The following is a 25,760-nucleotide window of genomic DNA, read 5'->3' as shown; positions in this document are numbered from 1 at the left end:
GATGCGTGAAGTGCGGACACCGCACTGGGGTTGCGGAAGGTCACGCGGGGGATCCTGGCGCTTTACAGCAGCCGGGTTCGCTCGTGCGCTTTCGTGCGTCCTCGGCGCGGCGCTCTTCACGATCCATTTTGGCGGTTCAGCCGAAGCTGCTTCGAAGCAGCCCTCGACGTTCGGCAAGGAAAGCATCTTCGGCAAGGTCAACACGCAGGTCGACAAGACACAGCCGATGCGCCTGCAGGGCGACCAGCTGATCTACGACAAGGCCGGCAATCGCGTCATCGCGCGCGGCAACGTCGAAATCTATTACAACGACAACATCCTGACCGCCGACGAAGTCGTCTACGACCAGGGCGGCGGCACGCTGACCGCCGTCGGTAACGTTACCCTCAAGGAGCCGCAGGGCAACGTCATCCGCGCCGACCGCTATACGCTGACGGACGACTTCCGCGACGGCTTCGTGCAGTCGCTGTCGGTCGTCTCGCAGGACCAGTCGACGATCACCGCCGACCGCGCCGTGCGCCGTGGCGGCAATGTCAACGAATTCGAGAACGGCCGCTTCACGCCTTGCAAAAGCGATGGCGGAACGCCGCCGCTCTGGTGTCTGAGCGCCGCGCGCATCATCCACGATGCCGACGCAGCGACGATCACCTATCAGGACGCCTACTTCGAAATCTACGGGCAGCCGGTTTTCTATCTGCCCTACTTCCAGTCGCCCGACCCGTCGGTGAAGCGCAAGTCCGGCTTCCTGACACCGCAGTACGGCCATTCATCGACGCTGGGCTATATCACCGGCATTCCCTACTACTGGGCGATCGCACCGAACTACGACCTGACGCTCACGCCGACCTACCTCAGCGATCAAGGGTTGCTGATGCAGGCAGAGTGGCGCCACCGCCTCGCGAACGGCCAGTACAATGTGAAGCTAGCTGGCATCGATCAGAACTATCGCGACCTTCCGCCTGACGGATCGCCCGACAACATCGGCCTCAAGAGCTATGACGGCTTGCGCGGCAGCGTCGAGACGCACGGCGTCTTCGCGCTTTCGAGCTGGTGGAAGTTCGGCTGGGACGTGACGGCGGAAACGGACGATCAGTTCCGCCGCTTCTATAAGCTCGATAGCGTTCTGGTCACGGACCGGGTCAATCAGATCTACCTGACAGGCCAGTCCGACCGGAACTACTTCAACGCGACGCTCTATCAGTTCCAGGGGCTGCTCAGCACCGACACGCCGCAGACCGAAGGTTATACGCACCCGATCATCAACTATAATTACGTCTTCGCCGATCCGGTTCTCGGCGGCGAGCTCAAATGGAACACGAATGTTCTGAGCTTTACGCGCGAGGATGGCGCTGTCGTTGATCCCATCACAGGCCAATCCGCAAACGAGAACATAAACCGCATCGTTTCGGAACTGAAATGGCGTCGTCGCCTGACCGATGCGATCGGCATCAGCTACACGCCGTTCGCGGACGTGCGCGGCGATGTCTATCAGTACGACAATTATAACAATCCAGCGGATGCAACGGCGACCTATCCGGGCACCTTCGTCGGCAGCAATACCGTGACACGCGGCATCGTGGACGGCGGCATGACGGTGTCGTATCCGTGGGTCGCGAACACCGCGAGCGCCAGCCATGTCATTGAGCCGATCGGCCAGATCGTGGCGCACCAGGAAAGCATTCCGCAGCGCTGGCTGCCAAACGAGGACGCGCAGAGCCTCGTGTTCGACGACACGAACCTGTTCTCGACGTCGAAGTTTTCGGGCTACGACCGGATCGAGACGGGCACGCGCGCCAACGTCGGCCTGCAGTACACGTTCCAGTCACACGATGGCGGCTATGCGCGCTTCCTCGCGGGCGAAAGCTACCATCTCTCCGGCGACAACATTTATCTGAACCCGGGCCGCGACGCCGACGGCAATTACATCTATACGCCGGTCAGCGGTCTCCAAACGTCGCGCTCGGATTACGTCCTTGGCGTGTATCTGGCTCCGATCGACGAATTCAGGATCATTTCGCAGAGCCGCTTCGACCAGGATACGATGGACCTCCGGCGCGAAGACGCGGCCATGGTGTTCAACTTCGGCCCGCTGTCGACGCAGATCGGCTACAGCTACAGCAGCGATGCGATCTTGCTTGATCCGACCGATCCAGATCCGGTCCAACAGGAACTTCTCGCGTCGGCGACTCTCCGGCTCACGGATCGCTGGAGCATCGGCGGCATGACGCGTTACGACGTCGACAAGAAGGAACTGCGCTACGACAGCGTGCAGATCAAATATGCCGACGAGTGCTTTGCGCTCACGGCGTCCTATATCGAATCCAATTACTCCGAGCAGACCATCGAGGCCGACCGCACGTTCATGTTGCGCTTCGAGCTGAAGCATCTTGGCGATTTCGCCGCCAAGACAGACGCCCTGGACTTTAACCTTGGCGGCGAAGAGCGCGTGAACTGACGCCTGCTTCGACGCTCGGTCGAATGGGCCGGATTTTGGCCACTCTTGATGTGGATAAGCGCCAAAGGCTCAGCGCGGCTGCAGTATCCTGCTGGCTTGAGCGATTCGACAGTGGACCTCCTGGGGATGCCGTTTTCACACGATAAACGTTTGACTTCGATTGTCCGGCCGGCGGGGATCGCGGTCGCCGCGGGGCTGTTGCTGACGATCGGCGCCGTCGCCGCTCTGGCGCAGGGCGGCACCGTTGCCGTGACGGGCGATGGAACCGGCGGCCTGCTGGGAGCGCCCGCGGTCGGCAATACGGATGCCGCAGGCGATAAGGCAACGGACAAGAAGGGCCGCAAAAAGTCGGCTCCCGCAGCGAAAGGCAAAGGCTCCGAGACCGCGAGCCGCGAGCCGGTTTCATCCGATCCCGTTGGCGGCGAGAACGTGATCGAGGTTCTCGTCAACGACGAACCCATTACGGGTTTCGAGGTCGACCGTCGCGCGATGCTGCTCAGCGGCTCCGGCGTGCAGGCTCAAGCCAAGGCCAATTTCGAAGCCATCATCAAGAATCCGAAGACGACGGAGCGTCTGAAGGCGCTCCTCAATCAGGTCGTGCAAGCCAACCAGGGCAAGTCGCGCGACGAGATTATCGCCATCTTCGAGAAGAAGAAAAAAGACTTCGGCATGAACTTGCAGCGCGAGGCATTCGAGAGCGCGCGCAAGGCGTCTCTGCCGACGGTCAAAAAGCAGGCGATCGAGGAACTGATCGACGAGCGGCTGAAGCTGCAGGAAGCGAAGAAGCAGAGCGTCACGATTGAAGACTCCGAAGTCGACCGCGTGATCAACGGCATCGCCGAGCGCAACAAGATGACGCTCGATCAGTTCACCAAGCAGGTCGGTGGCAGCATCGACCCGATGAAGAGCCGTATCCGCGCCGCGCTGTCGTGGAACGAGGTCGTGCGGCGGCGCTTTGGCCCGCTGATCAACGTCAACACCAAGGACGTCGACAAGATGGTGGCGACGGCGGCGGGCTCGGCGCAGGAAGACGTTGAGTTGCAGATCCAGCGCGTACAAATCATGCTGCCGAAAAAGATGGAAGAACACGGCATCGCTCAGCGCATTGAGGAAGCGGAAAAGGTTCGTTCGCGCTTTACCGATTGCAAATCGACGGCTGCAGCTGCGACCGGCATTCCGGGCGCCAAGTTCGAGAACATCGGCAAAAGGAAATCCTCGACGCTCCCCGAGCCGACCCGTACACTCCTGCTCAACGCAAGCGACGGAGAGATGTTGCCGCCAAGCGTCGGCGACGGCGCCGTCGAGCTTTACGTTGTCTGCGGACGCGACTCCGTCAAATCCGACGCCGATAAGCGCACGCAGGCCGAAGGCGAGTTGAAACAGAAAGAGTTCGAAGTCATGGCGCGCCGCTATCTCAAAGACCTTCGCGAAGACGCTCATATCGAGTACCGTTGACCATGGCCGCTCAGGCGAGCGCGCGTCAGGTTCCTCTCGCAGTCACTCCTCTTGCACTCACGATGGGTGATCCCGCCGGCATCGGGCCGGAACTCGCGATAGACGCGTGGCGTACCCGTGAGGCGAACGCGCTTCCGGCATTTGCTCTCTTTGCCGATCTCAACCTCATGCGCGAGACACGCCGTGCGCTCGGCGTCGATTGCGATGTCGTCGCCGTTCCCGATGCACGTGCTGCGGCCGACGTCTTTGCTCGGGCCTTGCCGGTCGTTGACGTGCCGCTGGTCCGCGCCGCGCAACCCGGAGTTCCCGACTCTCAGAATGGTCCGGCCGTCATCCTTGCGATCCGTCGCGCGGTCGAAGCGGTTGCGGCGGGACAAGCCTCAGCCGTCGTTACCAATCCGATCGCGAAGTCGGTACTCTACGACGCCGGCTTTCAGTTCGCGGGGCACACGGAATATCTCGGCTCGCTCGCAAGCGAGCTTTGGCCCGCACGTCCTGCCGAGCCGGTCATGATGCTCGCGTCGCCCGAACTCCGTGTCGTGCCCGTGACGATCCACGTGCCGCTCAAATCTGTGCCATCGCTGCTGACCTCCGAGAAAATCATCGAGACCGCGCGCATCGTTGCGGCGGCGCTGAAGCAGGATTTCGGAATTGCCGAGCCCCGTCTCGTCGTGACCGGGCTCAATCCGCACGCAGGCGAAGACGGCGCGCTCGGCAGCGAGGATCGCGATATCATCGCGCCTGCCATCGCGGCGCTCCGATCGGACGGCATTGATGCGACAGGTCCGCATTCCGCCGACACACTGTTTCATGCAGCGGCGCGCGAAACGTATGACGCGGCAATCGCGATGTATCACGATCAGGCGCTGATCCCGATCAAGACGCTGGCGTTCGATTCCGGCGTCAACGCCACGCTCGGGCTGCCGTTCGTCAGAACCTCGCCCGATCACGGCACGGCGTTCGGTATCGCGGGCAAAGGCACGGCGTCAGCGGCCAGCCTGATCTCAGCGCTTAAACTCGCGGCCGAGATGAGCACGCGGCGCGCGCGCACGGCCGTGACGTGAGTGCCATGACGACTGCCGACGGACTTCCACCTCTTCGAGACGTGATCGAGCGGCACGGGCTCGCGGCGAAGAAATCGCTCGGACAGAATTTTCTTCTCGATCTCAATCTGACGCGGAAGATCGCGCGCGCGGCGGGCGACATCAGCAACAGCACGGTCGTCGAAATCGGTCCTGGTCCCGGCGGCCTGACGCGCGCGCTGCTGATCGAAGGCGCGAAGAACGTCATTGCGATCGAGCGCGACGACAGGTGCCTGGCAGCACTCGACGAGATCGCCGCACGATATCCCGGCCAACTCAGAGTTCATGCGGGCGATGCGCTGAAAACCGATTGGACGGAACTCATCGCCGGCGCGCATCCGGTCACGATCGCGGCCAACCTGCCCTACAACATCGCGTCGGTGCTTCTGGTCGATTGGCTCGAGACGGAGCCGTGGCCGCCGTGGTTCGACCGCATGGTGCTGATGTTTCAGCGCGAAGTCGCCGAGCGCATCATCGCCGCGCCGCGCACAAAAGCCTACGGCCGGCTTTCCGTGCTCGCGCAGTACCGGACAGAGGCGCGGATCGTCATCAATCTGCCGCCGGAAGCGTTCACGCCGCCGCCGAAAGTATCGTCGGCCGTTGTCGATTTTCGCCCCATCGCAGAGCCGCAGCCGCGCTGCCGCGTCTCGACGCTCGCGCGCGTCACGGCAGCCGCGTTCGGCCAACGCCGGAAGATGCTGCGGTCGAGTTTGAAGCAACTCACGCCGATGGCGGAGCTTCTTTTGCGCGAGGGCGGCATTGCGCCGGAGCGGCGGGCGGAAGATCTTTCGGTCGAGGAATTCGCGCGCCTCGCCGCGATCTTCGATCGTGGCGAGTGGGAGCGAACCTAGAGCACCGCCTGCATGTCGCGCACGAAGTCGGACAATCCGAGAAGCCGGTCGCGCTTCAGCCGTTCCGCGACGAGGATGGATTGCACGGCGGCCGCGCTTTTCTCGATCTCGGTGTTGACGATCACGTAGTCGTATTCCGCCCAATGGCTGATTTCGGCGGACGCGGCGGCCATGCGCCGGGCAACGATTTCGGCCGAGTCCTGCGCGCGCGATTTCAGCCGATCCTCGAGCACATTGCCCGACGGCGGCAGCACGAACACGAGGACGACGTCGCCCTTCAGCTTTTCCGAAAGCTGCTGCGCACCTTGCCAATCGATATCGAACAGCACGTCCTTGCCGGCGGCGATCGCAGCTTCGACCGGCTGGCGCGGCGTCCCGTAGTGATTGTCGAAAACGCGGGCCCATTCGAGAAGCTCGCCGCGCGACTTCATCGTCTCGAACCGATCGCGATCGACGAAGTGATAATCGACACCATCCTGCTCGCCGGGGCGCGGCGCGCGTGTCGTGACCGAAACCGACATCTCGATGCCGCTGTCGGCAGCAAGCAGCCGGCGGGCGAGCGTCGTTTTCCCAGCGCCGGATGGCGACGAAATAATGAAGAGCAGGCCACGTCGTGCGATGTGGGGTTCGGGTGCCGCGACGCTCATCGGATGTTGTGAATCCCTGCTCTCATTCTATTCGACGTTTTGGACTTGTTCGCGAAACTGGTCGATGACCGTCTTGAGCTGCAGACCGAGCCGCGTGATGTCGACGGCGTTCGCCTTCGAGCACAGCGTGTTGGCCTCGCGATTGAATTCCTGCGCGAGGAAATCGAGCTTACGCCCGACCGAGCCGCGTTCGGCGAGAATATCGCGGGCAGCGGCGACGTGGGCCGACAATCGTTGCAACTCTTCTTCGACGTCGGCACGCGTCGCGATCAGCACGGCTTCCTGGTGCAAGCGCTGGTCGTCAAGCGCAGCCGTCGTATCGACGAGACGCGCAATCGCATCTTTCAAGCGGGTCATGACCGCCTCCGGCGCGCGCGACGGAGACGCCCGCACGGTCGCCGCCAGCTGCTCGATCTGCGAGATTTGATCGTGAATGACGCCGCCCAGGCGCGCGCCTTCCGCGCGGCGGGCTTCGCCAAGCTTATCGAGCGCAACCTCGAGACTTTGCAGAATTGTCTTTTCGCGGGACGCGCGGGCGGCGGCGTCTTCGGTCGCCTGGTCGGATGTCTCGAGCACCCCCTTGATCATCAGAAGCTGCGCCGCATCGGGCTTCGTCGCGCCGCTCAAGGTCGAGACGCGATCGGCGGCCTTGATGACGTCGGCGAGCACCTGCTCGTTCAAGCGGATGGCGCCGTTCGTCTGCTGCTTCTCGATCGACAACGACAGCGAAATGCTGCCGCGCGCGAAACGCTTGGCGACGGCGTCGCGCGCCGGGATTTCGAGCGCCTCGTAACCCGGAGGCAGACGCAGGCGGACATCGAGCCCACGACCGTTGACGCTGCGCGATTCCCAGATCCAGCTCAAACCATCGGTCGAGCCGTCGGCGCGTGCAAAACCGGTCATGCTGGAGATTGTCATCGCGGAAGGTCTCGCCTGGACTTTTATGCGGCGCGCAACTTAACGGGTCGGGCCGAATACGCCAACCCGATCCAGCGAGAGCCTGCGTGTTTCTTGGTTACTGCTTCTTCGGCTTTTTGACCGGGAGCGGAACGTCGGCCGTGTCTGTGGCTGCTCCCGAAGCCTGATCCGATGCTGCAGCGCCGTCGCCGCCTCCGGCTGTCGCGGTACCAGGCGACTGATTTTGCGTGGCCTTGGCGTTCTTGCGCGCCTGCTGGACTGCCTTGCCCTTGCGCGCTTGATCCTTGGCGGCGGCGTCGGGCTTGGCCTGCGGGATCGGGGCGCTGTTATCGTCCGCCTTGCTGTCGTCGGCGCCGTCCGGCTTGGCGCGCTGCTTCTCGACCTCACGCCATTTCTGAACCGCCGTGTTGTGATCTTTCAGATTTTCAGAGAATGCGTGTCCGCCCGTGCCGTCGGCGACAAAGTAGAGGTCAGACGTTTGCGCCGGATGCAGCGCTGCCTGCATCGCCGACTTGCCGGGATTGCAGATCGGTCCCGGTGGCAGACCGCTGATCTGATAGGTGTTGTATGGCGACTTCGTCTCGATATCGAACTTGGTGATGCCTCGCCCGAGCGCGCCCTGGCCGCCGACGATGCCGTAGACGATCGTCGGATCGGATTGCAGGCGCATGCCCTTTCTCAAGCGATTGTAGAAAACGGCGGCGACGCGATCGCGTTCATCCGCGCGCCCGGTTTCCTTTTCGACGATCGACGCGAACGTCACCAATTCCTCGGCAGACTTGATCGGCAGGCTTGGGTCGCGATTTTCCCAGAGCGCACTGATCGCCTTTCCCATCTCGGCCTGCATGCGCTCCAGGATCTCCTGTCGCGGCGTGCCTTTCGAGAAATAGTAGGTGTCCGGCAGGAGCGACCCTTCCGGCGGAACGTGCGTGACTTCACCGCTGAGGCTCGGTTCGGCTTTCAGCCGTTCGACGATCTGCTCGCTCGTAAGTCCTTCGGGCAGCGTCGCCTTGTAGAGGATCGACTTGCCTTCGGAGAGCGTGTCGATCACTTCGCGGATCGACGCGTGCTCCTTGATTTCATACTCGCCGGCTTTGAGTTCGCCGTTCTTTCGCTGGCCGAAGAAGTTCTGCATCAGGTGGCCGCCGACGAACGTCCAGCGATTGGAAATGATGCCGTCCTTCTCGAGCCGTTCCGCGATAGCGATACGCCCCTCGCCTTTCGGAATGACGACGACGCGCGGCGCATCGAGGGGGCCGGGGCTTTCATACTGGTTGTAGATGGTGAACGACATGCCGCCGACGAGCAGCATGCCAATCAGCGAAACCGTGAGCACGCCGCTGATGATGCGCACGAGTGTCGACACGACGCGTGACGGTTCGCGCGCGTCGAGGCCGCGCGGCCGGCGGGGCGCTCGGCCGGGTTCGAGGCGTTCGGCTGGACTTCGTGCTCCGGCGGTGCGGGCGGTCTTGTTCCCGTCCGGGCGGCGTCTTTGCTGACTCATGATACTCAGAGCATTGTCCCTTGAAGAAGCGGCAGCGAGCGATTGAGAATAGCTCAATCACACACACTTCATCAGCCCCGCCCCTCGATCGGACGCTCAACGGAAATTGTGGCAAAACGGCGAAGTCGGCCGGTGTTTAAGCTGCTCTTCGCAGCACCAGGCAGGCATTGGTGCCGCCAAAGCCGAACGAGTTCGACAGCGCGATATTGATGTCACGCTTTTTGGGCGCGTGTGGCACCAGATCGATCGCGGTTTCCACCGACGGCGTATCGAGGTTGAGCGTCGGCGGCGCAATGTTATCTCGGATCGCGAGGGTCGAGAAAATCGCCTCGACCGCACCAGCGGCGCCGAGGAGATGGCCGATCGCCGACTTCGTCGACGACATCGCGAGCTTGCCCGCCGTGTTGCCGAACAGGCGTTCGACAGCCTTGAGCTCGATCTCGTCGCCCATCGGCGTCGAGGTGCCGTGCGCGTTGACGTAGTCGATCTCGCTCGGCGAAACACCAGCGCGGTTGAGAGCCATCTTCATGCAACGGTAAGCGCCGTCGCCGTCTTCAGCAGGTGCGGTGATGTGGAATGCGTCGGCCGACATGCCGTAGCCGATCACCTCGGCGTAGATCGTCGCGCCGCGCGCCTTGGCATGCTCGTAGCTTTCGAGGACGACGATGCCGGCGCCCTCGCCCATCACGAACCCGTCGCGATCCTTGTCGTAGGGGCGCGATGCTTTCGTCGGCGTATCGTTGAAGCCCGTCGACAGCGCGCGGCAGGCGGCGAAGCCCGCCATCGCGATGCGGCAGATCGGGCTTTCGGAACCACCCGCCACCATCACGTCAGCGTCGTCGAGCGCGATGATGCGCGCCGCGTCGCCGATCGCGTGCGTACCGGTGGCGCACGCCGTGACGACGGCGTTGTTCGGCCCGCGCAGGTTATGCATGATTGAGACGTAGCCGCCCGCGAGATTGATCAGCCGCCCAGGAATGAAGAACGGCGAGACGCGGCGCGGACCTTTTTCCTTGAGCAGGATCGACGTGTCGGCAATGCCCGACAATCCGCCGATGCCGGAACCGATCAGAACGCCGGCGCGCTCCTGCGCTTCGGCCGTCTCGAATTTCAGGCCGGAATCGCGAATGGCCTGCGCAGCCGCCGCGACGGCATAGATGATGAAGTCGTCGACCTTGCGCTGCTCTTTCGGCTCCATCCAATCGTCGGGATTGAACTTGCCTTCCGCAGTCGCGCCGCGCGGAATGAAATTCGCGATCTGGCAGGTGATGTCGGAGACTTCGAACTCTTCGACGCGGCGGGCGCCGCTTTGCCCCGCGAGCAGATTTTTCCAGGCTGCCTCAACACCGCAGCCAACGGGGGAGACGATACCCATTCCTGTGATGACTACTCGGCGCATGGCTTCTTCTTGCTTGGCTGTTGGAAATGAAGGTCGATCGCAATCAGCATGTGAAGGGGGCCGGTCATCCCAGCCCCCTTCAAATCCAATCCGACGGGCGCGAGTGCCCGCGCCTCAATTCTGCGGATGAACGAGGACGCTCAGGCCGCGCTGGCGTTCTTTTCCAGAAACTTTACGGCGTCGCCAACGGTAAGGATGTGCTCAGCGGCATCATCCGGAATTTCGCATCCGAATTCTTCTTCGAACGCCATCACGAGCTCAACCGTATCCAAGCTATCCGCGCCAAGGTCGTCGATGAAGCTGGCGTTGTCCGTGACCTTATCGGCCTCGACGCCAAGATGCTCTACGACAATTTTCTTCACGCGCTCTGCAACATCGCTCATCGTCAATCCTCGTGTCTTTCTATTATTCGGCGAGCCTCAATGGCCCGCTCCGTTCGCTCTGCAGAACCCGCTGGAAACCGCATGCCTATTTTCAACTTTAAGGGAAATTCAGCCTGCTCGGATAGGGGCTCGCGTCCGTTTTCAGAAGTCTTTTCTTTGGTCCCCGTAGCGTGAGTCTTACCCCGGAGTACCGTATTCGCGTAACGCTACGCTGGTTTGTCCCCAGCTTCACGCCGTCCCGAAGGCGCGCTTTTCGCGCCTCAAAACCGTGGTGTCGTTAACACGTTTACGTGGCCTTGCAAAGCACACGGTGACGCAGCTCAACACGCTCGTACAGCACACGTGCAAAACCTAGGAAATTGAAGCTTTGCCGCCGTTTACCATCGTTTTCGAAGACGGTCAGACCATCGCCATGCCGCCGTTGATGTGCAGCGTTTGACCGGTCATGTACCCACCTTCGTTGGAGGCGAGATACAGGCAGCCGGCTGCGATATCCAGCGGCTCGCCGAAACGTTGCGCCGGAATGATCTGCGCGATGTCGCCCTTCTGTTTGTCCGTCAGGACATCGGTCATCGCCGTCTTGATGAAGCCCGGCGCGACGCAGTTCGCGGTGATGCCGCGCGAAGCGACTTCGCGTGCGAGCGATTTGGTCATGCCGATCATACCGGCCTTGGACGCGGCGTAGTTGCCCTGTCCCGGATTGCCGAAGACGCCCGATACGGAGGCGATATTGATGATGCGGCCATAACCCGTCTTCGATCGCATCATGTGACGGGAGGCGGCGCGGCACAGCATGAATGTCGACGTCAGGTTGACGGCGATGACGTCGTCCCACTGATCGTCCTTCATCACCATGAAGAGGTTGTCTTTCGTCAAGCCGGCGTTGTTGACGAGAATGTCGAGACGTCCGCCGAGAACCTTCACGGCTTCGTCGATCAGCTTCGCGACGCTCGGGCGATCGGCAAGATCACAGGGGAGAACATGGACGCGGTCGCCGAGTTCCTTGGCGAGTTCTTCCAGCGCTTCGACTTTACGGCCCGAGATGGCGACCGTCGCGCCGGCCTTGTGATAGACGCGCGCGATTTCGGCGCCGATGCCGCCGGTGGCGCCTGTGACGAGCGCCGTTTTACCAGTCAGATCGAACATGAGGTCTCCTTCAAGCATTGAGTGCGGCGAGCGCCGCGTCGATGTCGGCCGGTGCGCCGATGCTCACGGCGCTGGCCGAAGCCGCGGTCCGCTTCACGAGACCGGCAAGGACTTTGCCGGCGCCGATTTCGTAGAATTCCGTCACGCCGTCGGCGGCCATCGCGGCAACGCATTCGCGCCAGCGCACGGTCCCTGTCACCTGCTCGACAAGACGCTTCCTGATCTCGTCGGGATCGGAAATCGGCGCGGCGAGCACGTTGGCGACAACAGGAACGACGGGCTTGTTGACCGTCACCTGCGCGAGAGCTTCCGCCATCGCGTCGGCGGCGGGCTGCATCAGGGCGCAATGGAAGGGTGCGGAGACAGGAAGCGGCACCGCGCGGCGGACGCCGTATTTCTTGCCGATCTCGGCGACGCGATCGATTGCGGTCTTATGACCGGAGAGGACGATCTGTGTCGGATCGTTGTCGTTCGCGACCTGGCAAACGTCGCCCTGCGCAGCTTCAGCGGCAACTTTCTCAGCCGCCTCTGCGCCAACGCCGAGCAGCGCGGCCATCGCGCCGACGCCGACGGGAACCGCTTTCTGCATCGCCTGACCGCGAAGTTTCAAAAGCCGCGCGGCGTCGGCAAGCGAGAATGCTCCAGCAGCTGCGAGCGCGGAATATTCGCCGAGCGAATGTCCGGCGACGAACTTGACCTTGTCGGCGAGCGAGAAGCCCTTCTCTTTTTCGAGCACGCGCATGACGGCCATCGACACCGCCATGAGAGCCGGTTGGGCGTTCTCGGTCAGCGTCAGAGTTTCCTTGGGGCCTTCCCAGATGATGGCCGAGAGCTTCTGACCCAGCGCGTCGTCGACCTCGTCGAAAACGGCCTTGGCCGAGGGAAAGGCTTCAGCAAGGGCCTTGCCCATACCGACGTCCTGGCTGCCCTGTCCGGGAAAGACGAATGCGCGTGCCATCGTGGAGAAGGTGCTCCTTGGACTGAAGGATGAAATCGCTGCGAGAACTCAGATATTGGCGGCCTTAGTCCACGGCGATCGTGCACGTGTCAAGAGCGGCAGGTAACAGGCGGCCGACGCCGCGCGGGTGAAGCGCGGGCCTACGCGCCGGCCTTCGGCTCGCTCAAAAGATCGTTGAGATCCAACGCTTTGGTGAACATCGCAATCGCGCCCGACGCGTCGCGCGGCCAATCCGCCGCGGGCCTGTCCCAGTAGAGTTCGACGCCGTTGCCGTCCGGATCGTCGAGATACAGCGCTTCGCTGACGCCATGATCGCTGGCGCCGGTCAGCCGAATGCCCGCTCGCATGAGTCTGCGTAGCGCGTCGGCCAGGGCCGCGCGCGTCGGGTAGAGCACGGCGAGATGGTAGAGGCCCGTCGTGCCCGGAGGCGGCGGCGTCCCTCCCCGGCTCTCCCAGGTGTTGAGGCCGATGTGATGGTGATACCCGCCCGCCGATATGAAAGCCGCCTGATTGCCGTAGCGCTGCGTCAGCTCGAAGCCGAGGACGCCGCAATAGAAGCCGAGCGCACGGTCGAGATCGGCGACCTTCAGATGCACGTGCCCAATGCGGACGCCGGGATCAATCGGGGTTGCCGTGCTTGTCGTCTCGCCGCGCGTCTCATCCATCGGTCTGCCTCGTTTTCCAAGAGCGGATGGGACGTGAGATGGGCCGCCGGTGCCGTCCAGGCAAGCTCCAAGACGATCCGCCTTCGTTTTAACGAAACCCATATGCTAAGTTCGAGTGCCGCGCGGGTGGGCTGCGGAAAGGCTGTAGGCCTTTCGTCAGCAGGAGTTTACCTGGCGGTCTCGGGTGATGAGCCTGATCCAAAAGCAAACTGTCGCTTCCGGCGCCCGCCGCAAGGCAGTCGCCGCGCCGCCCTGCGAGCAGACCTTCGGGGACTGCTCCCGTGACGTGGCCACGGCGCCGGAAGCGCTCCTACCAAGGTCGCGGGTCACCGATGCAGCAGGAATCCGATCTCATCATGTCTCTGCCGCTGATCATGGCGCTCATCGTTGCGATCGCCATGGCCATTTACCTGTTCAAGTTCGTTGCCACTTCCGGAACGGTCGTGTCGGAAGGTCTGCGCGGCGTCGTCTACAAGGACGGCAAGTTCGACCGCGAAGTCGGGCCTGGACGGCATTGGATTTCGCCGCGTTCGACACTCCGGACGGTCAACGTCAACGAGACCGCAATTACCGTTTCCAGTCAGGAAGTGCTGAGCCAGGATCGCCTGGCGCTGCGCATGAGCGCAGTCGCCATCGTCCGGGTGACGGACGCGCGTAAAGCGCTCGAAACCAGTTCCGAGGGCTATTACACCGCCATTTATCGCACGCTGCAGCTGGCATTGCGCGATATCGCAGCGGCGGCGACGCTCGAGGAGCTTCTCGATCAGCGCGGCAAGCTGGATGAGCAATTGTCCGCGCTCGCGAAGGCGGGATGCGAGCAGCAGGGGTGCGATCTGATCCGCGCCGACGTGCGTGATCTGATGATGCCCGCGGAGATCCGGCGCATCGCGACGGATGCCGCACGCGCCAAGCTCGAAGCGGCTGCGAGCCTCGAACGCGCTCGCGGCGAGCAGGCCGCGTTGCGTGCCCTGAACAATGCGGCACGTCTCCTGAAGGGCAATCCGGAATTGATGAACCTGCGCGTACTGCAGGCGCTCTCAGGCGCAAACGGAAAATCGGCGCCGACCCTGGTTCTCTCGGGCGGCGCCGGTATTCTTCCCGTGCAAGCGACGCCAGCGGAAGACGCCACTAGCGAAGAAAGCTGAGCTTGCCTGGTTCTGCGCGACGCGGCGGGACCTCAGGTCTCGACCGTCTCGACCTCGCAGAGTTCGCCATCGATGAGGTCGAAGAGCACATCTTCGCCCGAGGCTTCCGCCTGAGCGAGGGCTTCGACGAGATCGTCGTCGATCGGTGCGACTTTGAGGGACGCGGCATCGGCCGTAGAGCCCAGCTCCTGCATCGTGGCCTCGCCTTCAGAACGGGCAGCCTCCTCGGTATCCTCGACCGCCCAGATGGTTTCCTCGGTATAAGCTGCGAACTTCATGGCTGGATCTCCCTCGACGCGCCGGCTGAGGCGTTTTGAATTGCCCGTTAGGCCATGATTCCCTGGCAGCGGGGCGACGGGCCGAAGTTCTCGACGAAGAAATTACGCAGGTGCGGCGACCGAGCCTCAAAGATTGCGCCTGGCCGGGGCCTGGACGCCTTGCCGGATCGGCCAAATCCTGTATAAGCGCGCTTTCCGCTCCGGTTGGAGGCTGATCGGGGGCTCAGGTTGCATTTGCTATCAAATGCTGCCGAGAGGCGTTTCTGACGTCGTCCCCCAGTGTCTTCTCCTGATGGGTACCAGATCGGCCTTTCTCGGGCCTGATTGGGGCTTTGCGCCGGAGGGAAACGACCGCGTTCCAAGAACGCGACAACTCGAACCGAAAGGCCATCGTATGCCGCTTTACGAGCATACGTTCCTGGCACGCCAGGACGTGACCCAAGCTCAAGTCGAAGCCCTGATGAAAGAATTTCAGGACGTCGTCGAAGAAGGACAGGGCAAAGTCACCAAGCAGGAATACTGGGGACTGAAGAACCTCGCTTTCAAGATCAAGAAGAATCGCAAGGCCCACTACGCCTTCTTCAACATCGACGCGCCGCCCGCAGCGGTGACCGAGATGGAACGGCGCATGGGCATCAATTCCGACGTCATTCGCTTTCTGACCATTCGCGTCGAAGAGCACGAGACCGAGCCCAGCGTCCAGATGCGCAAGCAGGACCGCGAAGAGCGTGGTGATCGCGGCTTCGGCGGTGGCGGCCGTGGCGGCCCGCCGCGCGGTGATCGCGGTGGTTTCGGCGGTGGCCGTGAAGGCGGCTCGACGTTCCGTTCGCGCCCGCCGAGAGACGGCGACCGCGGTCCGCGTCCGCCCCGTGATGGAGATGCGCCGCGCGCACCTCGTCCGCCGCGTGATTCCAATCCTGGCTCGGAGGGCTAATCCATGGCTGAAATCGCTTCCAGCGGCGGCGGTGCCCGTCGTCCGTTCCAGCGCCGTCGCAAGACCTGCCCGTTCTCGGGTGAAGGCGCTCCGAAGATCGACTACAAGGACGTGCGCACGCTCGGCCGCTACATTTCCGAACGCGGCAAGATCGTGCCGAGCCGTATCACGGCCGTCTCGGCCAAGAAGCAGCGCGAGCTGGCCCAGGCCATCAAGCGCGCTCGCTTCCTTGGGCTGCTGCCGTACGTGATCAAGTAATCATCCCCCTCTCCCCATTCCTCTTCGCTTGGAATGGGGAGAGGGTTGGGGTGAGGGGCTGCCGCTTGCGAGAGTGTTGCCGCCCCTCACCCTAGCCCTCTCCCCGTAAAGAACGGGGAGAGGGGAATTTCTCTCCGTTGGGTCGGGACGGGAAACCGGATCCGGCTCTAACCGCTCGAAACGCGGGACAGCAGGCGATGCCGACGAACGTTTTCCTTCTTGCCATTGCAGCGGGTATTGTTTCCGCGGTCGTCTTCGCTTCGGCGACGACTGGAGCGATGGTGCTGCGCGTCGTGCTGTTTCTGCTGACGCCGCTCTCCCTTTATCTCGCAGGTCTTGGACTGGGCGTGATCCCCGGCGCGATCGCCGCCATCACGGCGACGACGACGGTGATGCTGATCACCAATCCGCTGACGGCGGAAATCTATGCGATCAGCACGGCCATCCCGGCTTTCGTTTGCACGCGCTTCACGCTGATGAGCCGCGGACCGGAAGACCAGCGCGAGTGGTATCCGATCGGCCGAATCGTCGTGTTCGCGGCGCTGTTCGCAGGACTGTTCGCGATGCTGGCGCTGATCATGATGGGCGGCGGCGACATCGAAACCCTGACGAAGATGCTGCGCGGCGCCGTCCAAGCGTTTGTCAAATCCGAGCTGACGCAAATTCCCGGAGCGCCGGCGATCGGCGAGGCCGAGATCGATCAGATCACGCGTTCGACGCTCTCGACTCTGCCGTGGGCGCTGGGCCTACTGGCGATGACGACGACGTTGCTCAATCTCTGGCTCGCGGGCCGCATCACGCTCGCATCCGGACGGCTGGTGCGTCCGTGGCCGGATCTCGCGCAGTTCAAGATGCCGGCCGGGGCGACGCTCGCGCTGTTCGTTGCCATCGGCCTGACGTTCACGGGCGGACTGACGGGCTTGCTCTCGGCGGGTGTCGCGGCGCCGTTCACGCTGGCTTTCGCGCTCGTGGGACTTGGCCTCGTTCATGTGCTGACGCGCGGCTCGCCGTGGCGCAGCTTCATTCTGAGCTCGCTCTATATCGGCGCGATCCTTGTCCCACACATCGGATTGCTCCTGGCTCTCGTCGGCCTCGCCGAGACCGTTTTCAACTACCGGACCGCAGGCAAGCCGCCTCCGCCGCCAAGCTGAAATTCATCGCATTCAACAAACGCAAAAACCAAAAAGGAGTTCTTTTCATGCAAGTCATTCTGCTTCAACGCATCGGCCGTCTCGGACAGATGGGCGACGTCGTCAACGTCAAGGACGGTTACGCGCGCAACTTCCTGCTGCCGCAGAAAAAGGCGCTGCGCGCAACGGAAGACAACAAGAAGGTGTTCGAAGGCCGCCGCGCGCAGCTCGAAGCCGAAAACCTCGCTCACAAGGCGGAAGCCGAAGCGGTCTCGGCGAAGCTCGAGGGGCAGACCTTCATCATCATCCGCGCCGCCGGCGACACGGGCCAGCTCTACGGCTCCGTCTCAACGCGCGACATCGCCGAAACGATCAGCGCGGGCGGCTTCACCGTCAACCGCAACCAGATCGTTCTCGACAAGCCGATCAAGGCGCTCGGTCTCAACCCGGCGAAGGTTCAGTTGCATCCGGAAGTCGTCAGCACCGTTTCGCTGAATATCGCACGCTCGCAGGATGAAGCCGACAAGCAGGCACGCGGCGAAGACGTCGCGGTCGTCAAGGACGAAGCACTCGAACTCGAGACGTTCAATCCGGACGCCGTTTTCGAGGAAGGCCACACGACCGAAGATTCGGAAGACGCCGACAAAGCCTGATCCCTTCGCGATCAGGTTGCTCCGACAGGCTTGGCTGTTGCTCGATTCGCAACGGCCAAGCCTTTCCGATTTTTTCCGCCTCGTGGTGTTAATAACGGGGACGGAAGCGGGAAGCGTCACCGCGGGTGGCGAGGCGGGATACGGAATCTGCTAGCGTCCCGCGCATGGCAGATCCCGCAGTCCTCGCAACCGAGAAGCTCAAGCAAGCTGGCTCGGCAAATGAACCGCTGACCTTTCGTCAGCCTCCGCATAACCTGGAAGCCGAGCAGGCGCTTTTGGGCGCGATCCTCGTCAACAACGAGGCGCTCGATCGCGTTTCAGGCTTCCTGTCTCCCGATCATTTCTTCGATCCGCTGCATGGGCGCATCTACGAGACGCTCGCGGCGCTGATCCATGCCGGCAAGACCGCGACGCCGATCACGGTCAAGACGTTCTTCGAGAATGTCGAGCCGATCGATGCGACGATGACGGTGCCGCAATATCTCGGCCGTCTTGCCGCCAACGCGACGACGATCATCAACGCCGCCGAGTACGGCCGCACGATCTATGACCTCGCAACGCGCCGTTCGCTGATCCTGATCGGCGAGGACATGGTCAACACGGCATACGATGCCGCCGTCGACAACGCGCCGCGCACGCAAATCGAAGAAGCCGAAGGGCGTCTCTACTCGCTCGCCGAGCAGAACAAGTACGGCAAGGGTTTCGAGACGTTCAAGTCGGCGCTGACGACCGCGATCGAGATGGCGAACAGCGCCTTCCAGCGCTCGGGGCATCTTTCCGGCGCATCGACGGGGCTTTCGGATCTCGACAACAAGCTCGGCGGTCTGCAGCGTTCGGACCTCATCATTCTCGCGGGCCGTCCGTCGATGGGCAAAACGGCGCTCGCGACGAACATCGCCTACAACGTCGCCAAGGCTTATCGCGCCGGACAGCGTTCGGACGGGACGGCGGAAACGCTCGACGGCGGCATCGTCGGCTTCTTCTCGCTCGAAATGTCCTCGGAGCAGCTCGCGACGCGTATTCTCGCCGAGCAGGCGGAAATCAGCTCGGAGAAAATCCGGCGCGGCATGATCAACGAGGAAGAGTTCCGCAAGCTCGCCGACGTCGCCAACGAGATGTCGCGCATTCCGCTTTACATCGACCAGACGGGCGGCATCACGATCGCGCAGCTTTCGGCGCGGGCACGTAAGCTGAAGCGCCAGCACGGGCTCGATCTGCTCGTCGTCGACTACCTGCAGTTGCTCGCAGGATCGAAAGCGAGCAGCAGCGCCAACCGCGTGCAGGAAATCACGGAAATCACCACGGGCCTCAAGGCGCTCGCCAAGGAACTGGCGGTACCGATCATCGCGCTGTCGCAGCTTTCGCGTCAGGTGGAACAGCGCGAAGACAAGCGTCCGCAGCTTTCCGACCTTCGTGAATCGGGTTCGATCGAGCAGGACGCCGACGTCGTCATGTTCGTGTTCCGCGAGGAATATTACATCGAGCGCACGAAGCCCGCCGAAGGAACGCCCGAATTTGCCGATTGGATGACGAAGATGAGCGCGGCTTCGGGCAAGGCCGAGGTCATCATCGGCAAGCAGCGTCACGGTCCGGTGGGCACGGTCGAATTGTCGTTCGAAGGCCAGTTCACGCGCTTTGGCAATCTGGCGCGGGACTATATGTTGCCCTCGCATTAGGCTTGGGCTGGGAAGGATCGAATGACGGTGAACGCACGCATGTCGGGCTCGCTGGCGGGCGCCACGGGCACGATCACCGTCGATCTCGCGCAGATCGCCGCCAACTGGCAAGCGCTGGCTGCTAAAGTCGCGCCGGCGCAGTGCGCGGCCGTCGTCAAAGCCGACGCCTACGGTCTTGGCGCGGAACGCGTGATCGCAGCACTGAGCCACGCCGGTTGCACGACGTTCTTCATCGCGACGCCAGAGGAAGCGGAGACAGCGCGAAAGCTCGCGCCCGAGGCTCACATTTTTGCGCTCGATGGATTGGTCGGCGGCGCCGCGACAGCCTTCGCAAATCAAGGCGTGACGCCGGTGCTTTCGACACTTGACGATATTGCCGCCTGGGCGGCGCTGGCTCGGATGCGCGGCGAAGCGCTTCCCGCTGCGCTTCACATCGATACGGGCCTCAACCGGCTCGGTCTGCCGGTGCGCGACGTTCGCCGCCTCGCCGCCGATCCGAGCGTGCTGTCCGGCCTTCGCCTCGAACTGGTGATGAGCCATCTCGCCTCGGCCGACAATCCGCGCGATCCGAAAAACCGCGATCAGCTGCTGGCATTCGAAACGCTGACGGCGCTGTTTCCCGGCGTGCCGAGAAGTCTCGCGGCATCGGACGGGCTGATGCTCGGTCCGGCGTATCACTTCAATCTCGTCAGGCCGGGATATGCGATTTACGGCGGACAGGCTTCGCAGCTTGCGCCTGCACCGGTGAAGCCTGCGGTGCGCGTCGCGGCGCGCATTCTCGCCGTTGCCGACGTCGCGCCGGGAGAAACGGTCGGATATTCGGCGACATGGCGCGCCAAGCGTCCGAGCCGCATCGCGACGATTGCAGCAGGTTACGCCGACGGCGTGCCGCGGAATTCCAGTGCGCCCGATGGGCGGCCCGGTGGACACGTCCTGATCGACGGACATCTGGCTCCCCTCGTCGGCCGTGTGTCGATGGATCTCATTACGGTCGACGTCACCGATCTTCCCGACGGCGCCGTGAAGCCGCACGATTTCGCGACGTTGATCGGCGAAGGGCTGACAATCGAGGATGCGGGCATTGCGGCAGGAACGATCGGATACGAAATCCTGACGCGTCTCGGCCCGCGCTTCACGCGCCTTTACGTCGAGGACGCCGCCTGATGGCGAAGGCCGCGAAATCGCTTTACGTCTGTCAGGCCTGCGGGGCCACAGCAACGCGCTGGGCGGGAAAATGCTCCACCTGCGGAGAGTGGAACACGCTCGTCGAAGAGACCGACGCGGGCCCGCCTCCGGGCTCCGGCATCACGCGACAATCGAAAGGCCGTGTGATCAAGCTCGAGACGCTCATCGGATCGGCCGAGGAAGCGCCGCGCTTTTCGACCGGCATCATGGAACTCGACCGGGTGACCGGCGGCGGCGTCGTGCCCGGCTCAGCCATTCTGATCGGCGGCGAGCCCGGCATCGGGAAGTCGACGCTGCTGCTGCAGGTCGCGGCGCATCTCGCGCGGCGCGGCGGGCGTTCGATTTATTTTTCTGGCGAAGAAGCCATCGCGCAGGTCCGGTTGCGCGCCGGAAGGCTGGGGCTTGCGGACGCGCAGGTCGGCCTCGCGTCGGAGACCAATCTCTCGAACATTCTGGCGACGCTCAGCGACGACCGGCCGCCGGACCTCGTCATCATCGATTCCATCCAGACGCTCTGGGCCGACACGCTCGACGCGGCTCCCGGCACCGTCAGCCAAGTACGCGCCGCCGCGCTGGCTCTGATCCGCTACGCCAAGATGGCAGGCGCCGCCCTGCTCCTCGTCGGGCACGTCACCAAGGATGGCCAGATCGCCGGGCCGAAGGTCATCGAGCACATGGTCGATACTGTGTTGTACTTCGAAGGCGACCGGGGGCTCCCCTATCGCATCCTGCGGGCGGTCAAGAACCGCTTCGGGCCGAGCGACGAAATCGGCGTGTTCGAGATGGTGACCGGGGGGCTGAAGGAAGTCGCCAACCCGTCGGAGTTGTTCCTGGGAGATCGCGACAGCCAAAGCCCTGGCGCAGCCGTCTTCGCCGGGATCGAAGGTACGCGCCCCTTGCTCGTCGAAATCCAGGCGCTGGTGGCGCCGTCGGGACTCGGGACGCCCCGCCGGGCCGTCGTCGGCTGGGACAACAATCGGCTGGCGATGCTACTCGCGGTGCTCGACGCCCGCTGCGGCGTCTCCTTCGCGGGCCACGATGTCTATCTGAACGTCGCCGGCGGCCTCAAAATCGCGGAGCCCGCGGCCGATCTCGCGGCTGCCGCGGCCCTGCTCTCAGCCATGACCGGCGTACCCCTGCCCCACGACGCCGTGTTTTTCGGGGAGGTGTCGCTTTCGGGTGCCGTCCGCGCCGCCGCCATGATGACGCCGCGCCTCAAAGAAGCCTCCAAGCTCGGGTTTTCACAAGCTTTTCTGCCCGAGAGCGGCGAGGTCGACACGGCGGGACTGAAAGTCTCGCTGTCCCGTATCGCACATCTCAAGTCACTTGCAGCGGCGGCGGCGCCATGCAACTGAACGTGCGGGCGAATCTCGGCCCTGGGGGGTGCTGGATCATAGAGGGATTTCGGCCATGGTTGGTCCGTTGACATACTTGGACCTCGCATTGATCGCGGTCGCGTTCATATCAGGGCTTCTGGCCATGTATCGCGGCTTTGCGCGCGAGCTGCTCTCGATCCTGTCGTGGATCGCAGCCGCCGGTGTCGGGTACTGGATTTTCTCGACCAAAAAAGACATGACCGCGGAAATCGCCGCTCAGACGAGCCTGCCGCCGCAGATCGCCACCGTCGCCGTGGCTCTGGTCGTGGCGCTGATCGTCCTCATCATCGTTCACCTTATTACGGCACGCATTTCGGACGCCATTCTCGATAGCCAGGTCGGGATGGTCGATCGTGTCCTGGGTTTCGTCTTTGGCGTCCTGCGCGGGTTTCTGCTGTTCGTCATCCCCTACATGGCCTACGAGGCGTTCATCTCGCCCGATAAGGAAAAGCAGCATCCGCTCGTCCGCGACGCCTACTTTCGCGACTATGTGAAGTCGACGGGCGAAGCGATCCGTACGGTGCTTCTGGAGATCATTCCCCAGCCGTCGGCCAATCCGCCGCCGCCCACCGAGCAGCCCGGCGGGCAGCAGGGCTTTCTTGACCAAAAAGGGCGTTCCGTCGCGCTGGTCATCGACGGCAAGCGGTACTATATGACGGTCGCGTGACGCGGCGGGCGTCAAGCCGCCACGGCGCGCTCGTTTGGAACTACCCGGCGTAATCGGACATTGCGGCGGTTCAAACGCGGGAGATGCTCATGGCACAGCAGGGCGGCGTGACTGTCGACGGTTTGACGATCACGCGATACGACGACGACCGGCTGCGCGAAGAGTGCGGCGTCTTCGGTATTTTCGATCACCCCGACGCTGCGGCCATGACCGCGCTGGGTCTTCACGCACTCCAGCACCGCGGCCAAGAAGCATCCGGAATATGCTCCTACGACGGCCGCAACTTCCATTCCGAACGCCGCATGGGTCTGGTCGGCGACAGCTTCTCGAAAGCCGACGTCCTCACCCGCCTCAAAGGCCGTATGGCCATCGGACATGATCGCTACTCGACGACCGGCGATCCGCTCATCCGAAACGTCCAGCCACTCTTCGCAGATATCGATACCGGCGGCTTCGCCGTTGCGCACAATGGCAATCTCACGAACGCGTTGACGCTCCGCCGCGAGCTCATCTCGTCCGGCGCCATCTGCCAGTCCACCTCCGACACCGAAGTCATCCTGCATCTGCTGTCGCGCTCCAAGAAGCGCCGCATCGTCGAGCGCTTCATCGACGCGATCCGACAGATCGAAGGTTCATATGCGCTCGTCTGCCTGACCAACGACATGATGATCGGTGCGCGCGATCCCATCGGCATTCGTCCGCTCGTCATCGGACGCCTCGGCACGTCCTATGTTCTCGCATCTGAAACCTGCGCACTCGATATCGTCGGCGCCGAGTTCCTGCGCGAAGTCGAGAACGGCGAGGTCGTCGTCATCACCGACGAGGGTCTCGAAAGCCATCGTCCCTTCCCGATGCGACCGGCTCGTCCGTGCATCTTCGAGTACATTTATTTCGCCCGTCCGGATTCGATCGTCGGCGGGCAGACGGTCTATGACATCCGCAAGCGCATGGGCGTCGAGCTTGCGCGCGAGGCGCCGGTCAACGCCGATGTCGTCGTGCCGATCCCTGACTCCGGTGTTCCGGCGGCGATCGGTTTCAGTCAGCAGAGCGCGGTCCCGTTCGAGCTTGGCATCATCCGCAATCACTACGTCGGCCGCACGTTCATCGAGCCGGAACAGCGCATCCGCCAGCTTGGCGTCAAGCTCAAGCACTCCGCCAATTCCGGCGTCATTCGCGGCCAGAGCGTCGTTCTGATCGACGACAGTGTGGTGCGCGGCACGACTTCGAAAAAAATCGTCCAGCTCATCCGCGACGCGGGCGCACGCGAAGTTCACATGCGCATCTCGTCGCCGCCGATCACGCATCCCGATTATTACGGCATCGATACGCCGAGCAAAAAGGATCTGCTGGCCGCGAACATGTCTCTGGAAGAGATGCGGGCTTTCATGGGGGCAGACAGCCTCGCCTTCCTGTCCGTCAACGGCATCTATCGCGCCATCGGGCTCGATCAACGCGACGAGCGGGCGCCGCAGTTCACCGACCATTGCTTTACCGGCGATTATCCGACAAACCTCACCGATCACGATGGGGCCATCCCCCGCCAGCTGTCGCTTCTCGCAGAGGTCGGCTGACATCGCATCGCGGCCGAACCCGCAGCCCGAGTATTTTTCATGACGCAAAGCTTCGATGATGCGCCGCTCAAGGGACGCATCGCCCTCGTCACAGGCGCATCGCGCGGCATCGGACGAGCGGTCGCTCTCGGTCTTGCGAAAGCCGGTGCTCATGTCGTCATCACGGCGCGGTCGCTTGGCGCTCTCGAATCCCTCGACGACGATATTCGCGCGGCGGGCGGTGCGGCGACGCTTCTGCAGCTCGATCTCAGCAAGGGCGATCGCGTCGATCAGCTCGGACCGACGATTTATCAGCGCTGGCAGCATCTCGACATTCTCGTCGCCAACGCCGGAATTCTCGGCCCGCTTTCTCCTCTCGGGCACACGACGGAAGAAGGCTTCCTCGCAACGATCGACATCAATCTCAACGCCAACTGGCGTTTGATCCGCACGCTCGATCCGCTGATGAAGCGCTCCGACGCGGGGCGCGCGATCTTCGTCACGTCGGGAGCTGCGAGCGGGAAATACGCGTACTGGGGGCCTTACGCCGCCTCCAAGGCAGGCCTCGAAGCGCTTGCGAAATCGTGGGCTGCGGAACTCGTCAACACGAATGTGCGCGTGAACCTGATCAACCCCGGCGCGACGCGGACGAACATGCGCGCGAAAGCTTTCCCCGGCGAAGATCCGGCGAGCCTGCCGGCGCCCGAAGAGATCGTGCCGCTGTTTCTCGAACTCGCATCGCCGCACTGCACGCTCAACGGCGATCTCGTGAATTTCCGCGAGTGGCGGAGCTCGGCGCGTCCCGGCGTTCGCTTGGATGGCAACGTCATCGACGCCGACGTTTGAGTTAGGCGACGCAGCGACGACGGTTGCGACGGATCGAGCCGCCAACCCTCGTTTGATCTGCCATGCAGCTTAGCGAAGCGAAGCGTTCTGCCTCATTCCCGACACAACTTCGCGCGTTTTGAGGCCGTCGTCGGGGGACGGCGCGCAGAGCGATCTGCGACTGCACGGGACGTGGGGACACCGCTTGAAATGCGAATAATCAGCTATTTCTTTATGATGCTCGTCGCCGCCGGAGCTGCGATCGGCGCAACCAATGACGCATTCGCCGACGCTTCGATGGATCGCGTGCTGCAAAAACTCGATCCGGAGGAACGCGCACATCAGGCGTGCAGCCTGCGCGGCCTCGAAGCGATCCGGAAAGGCACGCATCTCAAAGCGATCGACCGTTTGAAGACCAGCAGCAGGACCTTGGCGACGTTCAAGGATAACGTCGTAATGGCCAATGGCGCAGCACTTCGCGCGGGCAAGCATTGGTACGCGCTGACGTATAAGTGCACGGTGTCCGACGACCAGATGAAAGCGAAAACTTTCGATTTCAAACTCGGCGCGGAAATTCCCGAGGACAAGTGGGAAGACTTCGGACTGTGGAAGTAGCGTCG

General features: G+C 62.9%; 25 protein-coding genes. 16 read left to right on the top strand and 9 right to left on the bottom strand.

Translation table 11 applies throughout. The annotated features are described in order from the left end of the window. Position 1: 1 nt before the first annotated feature. The 4 genes from HYPGJ_RS06060 to rsmA all read left to right on the top strand — a co-directional run bounded on the left by HYPGJ_RS06060 (position 2) and on the right by rsmA (position 5,843). Complete coding sequence (locus HYPGJ_RS06060) at positions 2–2,455, top strand: LPS-assembly protein LptD (RefSeq protein WP_046846744.1); 2,454 nt, start codon at positions 2–4, stop codon at positions 2,453–2,455. A gap of 150 nt (positions 2,456–2,605) precedes the next feature. Next, on the top strand, positions 2,606–3,910 hold the full coding sequence (locus HYPGJ_RS06055; protein ID WP_244466021.1) for a SurA N-terminal domain-containing protein: 1,305 nt from the start codon (positions 2,606–2,608) through the stop codon (positions 3,908–3,910). A gap of 2 nt (positions 3,911–3,912) precedes the next feature. After that, the gene (pdxA, locus tag HYPGJ_RS06050) at positions 3,913–4,974 is read left to right on the top strand and encodes a 4-hydroxythreonine-4-phosphate dehydrogenase PdxA (RefSeq protein WP_046846319.1); all 1,062 of its coding nucleotides are present in this window, start codon (positions 3,913–3,915) and stop codon (positions 4,972–4,974) included. 5 nt (positions 4,975–4,979) lie between these two features. Next, positions 4,980–5,843 carry a 16S rRNA (adenine(1518)-N(6)/adenine(1519)-N(6))-dimethyltransferase RsmA gene (gene rsmA, locus HYPGJ_RS06045; protein ID WP_046846318.1) on the top strand — a complete coding sequence of 288 codons (864 nt, stop codon included), beginning with the start codon at positions 4,980–4,982 and terminating at the stop codon, positions 5,841–5,843. On the opposite strand, the gene gmk is transcribed toward rsmA, so the two are convergent. From gmk to HYPGJ_RS06005, 8 genes are all read right to left on the bottom strand, one after another. Further along, entirely contained in the window at positions 5,840–6,490 is a 651-nt protein-coding gene (gene gmk, locus HYPGJ_RS06040) for a guanylate kinase (RefSeq protein ID WP_046846317.1), read from the bottom strand. The genes rsmA and gmk overlap by 4 nt on opposite strands. A 27-nt stretch (positions 6,491–6,517) precedes the next feature. Beyond that, positions 6,518–7,408: a YicC/YloC family endoribonuclease gene (locus HYPGJ_RS06035; protein WP_046846316.1), complete on the bottom strand. Its 891-nt coding sequence runs from the start codon at positions 7,406–7,408 to the stop codon at positions 6,518–6,520. Positions 7,409–7,505: 97 nt separating this feature from the next. Beyond that, the gene (mltG, locus tag HYPGJ_RS06030; protein WP_046846315.1) at positions 7,506–8,912 is read right to left on the bottom strand and encodes an endolytic transglycosylase MltG; all 1,407 of its coding nucleotides are present in this window, start codon (positions 8,910–8,912) and stop codon (positions 7,506–7,508) included. A 136-nt stretch (positions 8,913–9,048) separates the two neighbouring features. Further along, entirely contained in the window at positions 9,049–10,311 is a 1,263-nt protein-coding gene (fabF, locus tag HYPGJ_RS06025) for a beta-ketoacyl-ACP synthase II (RefSeq protein WP_013215675.1), read from the bottom strand. A gap of 140 nt (positions 10,312–10,451) precedes the next feature. Further along, positions 10,452–10,694 (bottom strand): acyl carrier protein, encoded by a 243-nt coding sequence (locus HYPGJ_RS06020; protein ID WP_013215676.1) that lies wholly within the window; start codon positions 10,692–10,694, stop codon positions 10,452–10,454. A 399-nt stretch (positions 10,695–11,093) separates the two neighbouring features. After that, positions 11,094–11,840, bottom strand: coding sequence for a 3-oxoacyl-[acyl-carrier-protein] reductase (fabG, locus tag HYPGJ_RS06015; protein ID WP_046846742.1), 747 nt, complete (start codon positions 11,838–11,840; stop codon positions 11,094–11,096). A 10-nt stretch (positions 11,841–11,850) separates the two neighbouring features. Next, on the bottom strand, positions 11,851–12,798 hold the full coding sequence (gene fabD, locus HYPGJ_RS06010; protein ID WP_046846314.1) for an ACP S-malonyltransferase: 948 nt from the start codon (positions 12,796–12,798) through the stop codon (positions 11,851–11,853). A gap of 140 nt (positions 12,799–12,938) precedes the next feature. Next, on the bottom strand, positions 12,939–13,463 hold the full coding sequence (locus HYPGJ_RS06005; protein WP_046846313.1) for a VOC family protein: 525 nt from the start codon (positions 13,461–13,463) through the stop codon (positions 12,939–12,941). A 332-nt stretch (positions 13,464–13,795) separates the two neighbouring features. Here HYPGJ_RS06005 and HYPGJ_RS06000 point away from each other — a divergent pair, with 332 nt between their 5' ends. Beyond that, a complete protein-coding gene (locus tag HYPGJ_RS06000) occupies positions 13,796–14,608 on the top strand; it encodes a slipin family protein (protein WP_052750808.1) in 813 nt (270 codons plus the stop codon). Positions 14,609–14,640: 32 nt separating this feature from the next. On the opposite strand, the gene HYPGJ_RS05995 is transcribed toward HYPGJ_RS06000, so the two are convergent. Beyond that, the gene (locus HYPGJ_RS05995; protein ID WP_013215681.1) at positions 14,641–14,886 is read right to left on the bottom strand and encodes a hypothetical protein; all 246 of its coding nucleotides are present in this window, start codon (positions 14,884–14,886) and stop codon (positions 14,641–14,643) included. Between the two features lie 394 nt (positions 14,887–15,280). Here HYPGJ_RS05995 and rpsF point away from each other — a divergent pair, with 394 nt between their 5' ends. The 11 genes from rpsF (at position 15,281) to HYPGJ_RS05940 (ending at position 25,755) form a co-directional block, all read left to right on the top strand. Beyond that, positions 15,281–15,820 (top strand): 30S ribosomal protein S6, encoded by a 540-nt coding sequence (gene rpsF / locus HYPGJ_RS05990; RefSeq protein ID WP_013215682.1) that lies wholly within the window; start codon positions 15,281–15,283, stop codon positions 15,818–15,820. A gap of 3 nt (positions 15,821–15,823) precedes the next feature. Beyond that, complete coding sequence (gene rpsR, locus HYPGJ_RS05985) at positions 15,824–16,078, top strand: 30S ribosomal protein S18 (RefSeq protein ID WP_013215683.1); 255 nt, start codon at positions 15,824–15,826, stop codon at positions 16,076–16,078. 197 nt (positions 16,079–16,275) lie between these two features. After that, on the top strand, positions 16,276–17,229 hold the full coding sequence (locus HYPGJ_RS05980; protein WP_046846312.1) for a DUF2232 domain-containing protein: 954 nt from the start codon (positions 16,276–16,278) through the stop codon (positions 17,227–17,229). A 47-nt stretch (positions 17,230–17,276) separates the two neighbouring features. Beyond that, complete coding sequence (rplI, locus tag HYPGJ_RS05975; RefSeq protein WP_046846311.1) at positions 17,277–17,861, top strand: 50S ribosomal protein L9; 585 nt, start codon at positions 17,277–17,279, stop codon at positions 17,859–17,861. 164 nt (positions 17,862–18,025) lie between these two features. Continuing rightward, positions 18,026–19,537: a replicative DNA helicase gene (locus tag HYPGJ_RS05970; RefSeq protein ID WP_046846310.1), complete on the top strand. Its 1,512-nt coding sequence runs from the start codon at positions 18,026–18,028 to the stop codon at positions 19,535–19,537. Between the two features lie 21 nt (positions 19,538–19,558). Next, on the top strand, positions 19,559–20,701 hold the full coding sequence (gene alr / locus HYPGJ_RS05965; RefSeq protein ID WP_046846309.1) for an alanine racemase: 1,143 nt from the start codon (positions 19,559–19,561) through the stop codon (positions 20,699–20,701). Then, on the top strand, positions 20,701–22,077 hold the full coding sequence (gene radA, locus HYPGJ_RS05960) for a DNA repair protein RadA (protein ID WP_046846308.1): 1,377 nt from the start codon (positions 20,701–20,703) through the stop codon (positions 22,075–22,077). Before alr ends, radA begins: the two co-directional genes overlap by 1 nt. Positions 22,078–22,132: 55 nt before the next feature. Next, positions 22,133–22,765, top strand: a complete 633-nt coding sequence (locus tag HYPGJ_RS05955) for a CvpA family protein (RefSeq protein ID WP_046846307.1) — start codon at positions 22,133–22,135, stop codon at positions 22,763–22,765. An 89-nt stretch (positions 22,766–22,854) separates the two neighbouring features. Further along, the gene (gene purF, locus HYPGJ_RS05950; RefSeq protein ID WP_046846740.1) at positions 22,855–24,336 is read left to right on the top strand and encodes an amidophosphoribosyltransferase; all 1,482 of its coding nucleotides are present in this window, start codon (positions 22,855–22,857) and stop codon (positions 24,334–24,336) included. Between the two features lie 39 nt (positions 24,337–24,375). Next, the gene (locus HYPGJ_RS05945; RefSeq protein WP_046846306.1) at positions 24,376–25,161 is read left to right on the top strand and encodes an SDR family NAD(P)-dependent oxidoreductase; all 786 of its coding nucleotides are present in this window, start codon (positions 24,376–24,378) and stop codon (positions 25,159–25,161) included. A gap of 189 nt (positions 25,162–25,350) precedes the next feature. Then, positions 25,351–25,755: a DUF930 domain-containing protein gene (locus HYPGJ_RS05940; protein ID WP_046846305.1), complete on the top strand. Its 405-nt coding sequence runs from the start codon at positions 25,351–25,353 to the stop codon at positions 25,753–25,755. Positions 25,756–25,760 lie beyond the last annotated feature (5 nt).

The sequence above is a fragment of the Hyphomicrobium sp. GJ21 genome, from assembly GCF_001006785.1.
Classification (GTDB): Bacteria; Pseudomonadota; Alphaproteobacteria; order Rhizobiales; family Hyphomicrobiaceae; genus Hyphomicrobium_B.
Note: the sequence above shows the minus strand (reverse complement) of the source record. Positions and strands in the feature narration are given on the sequence as shown.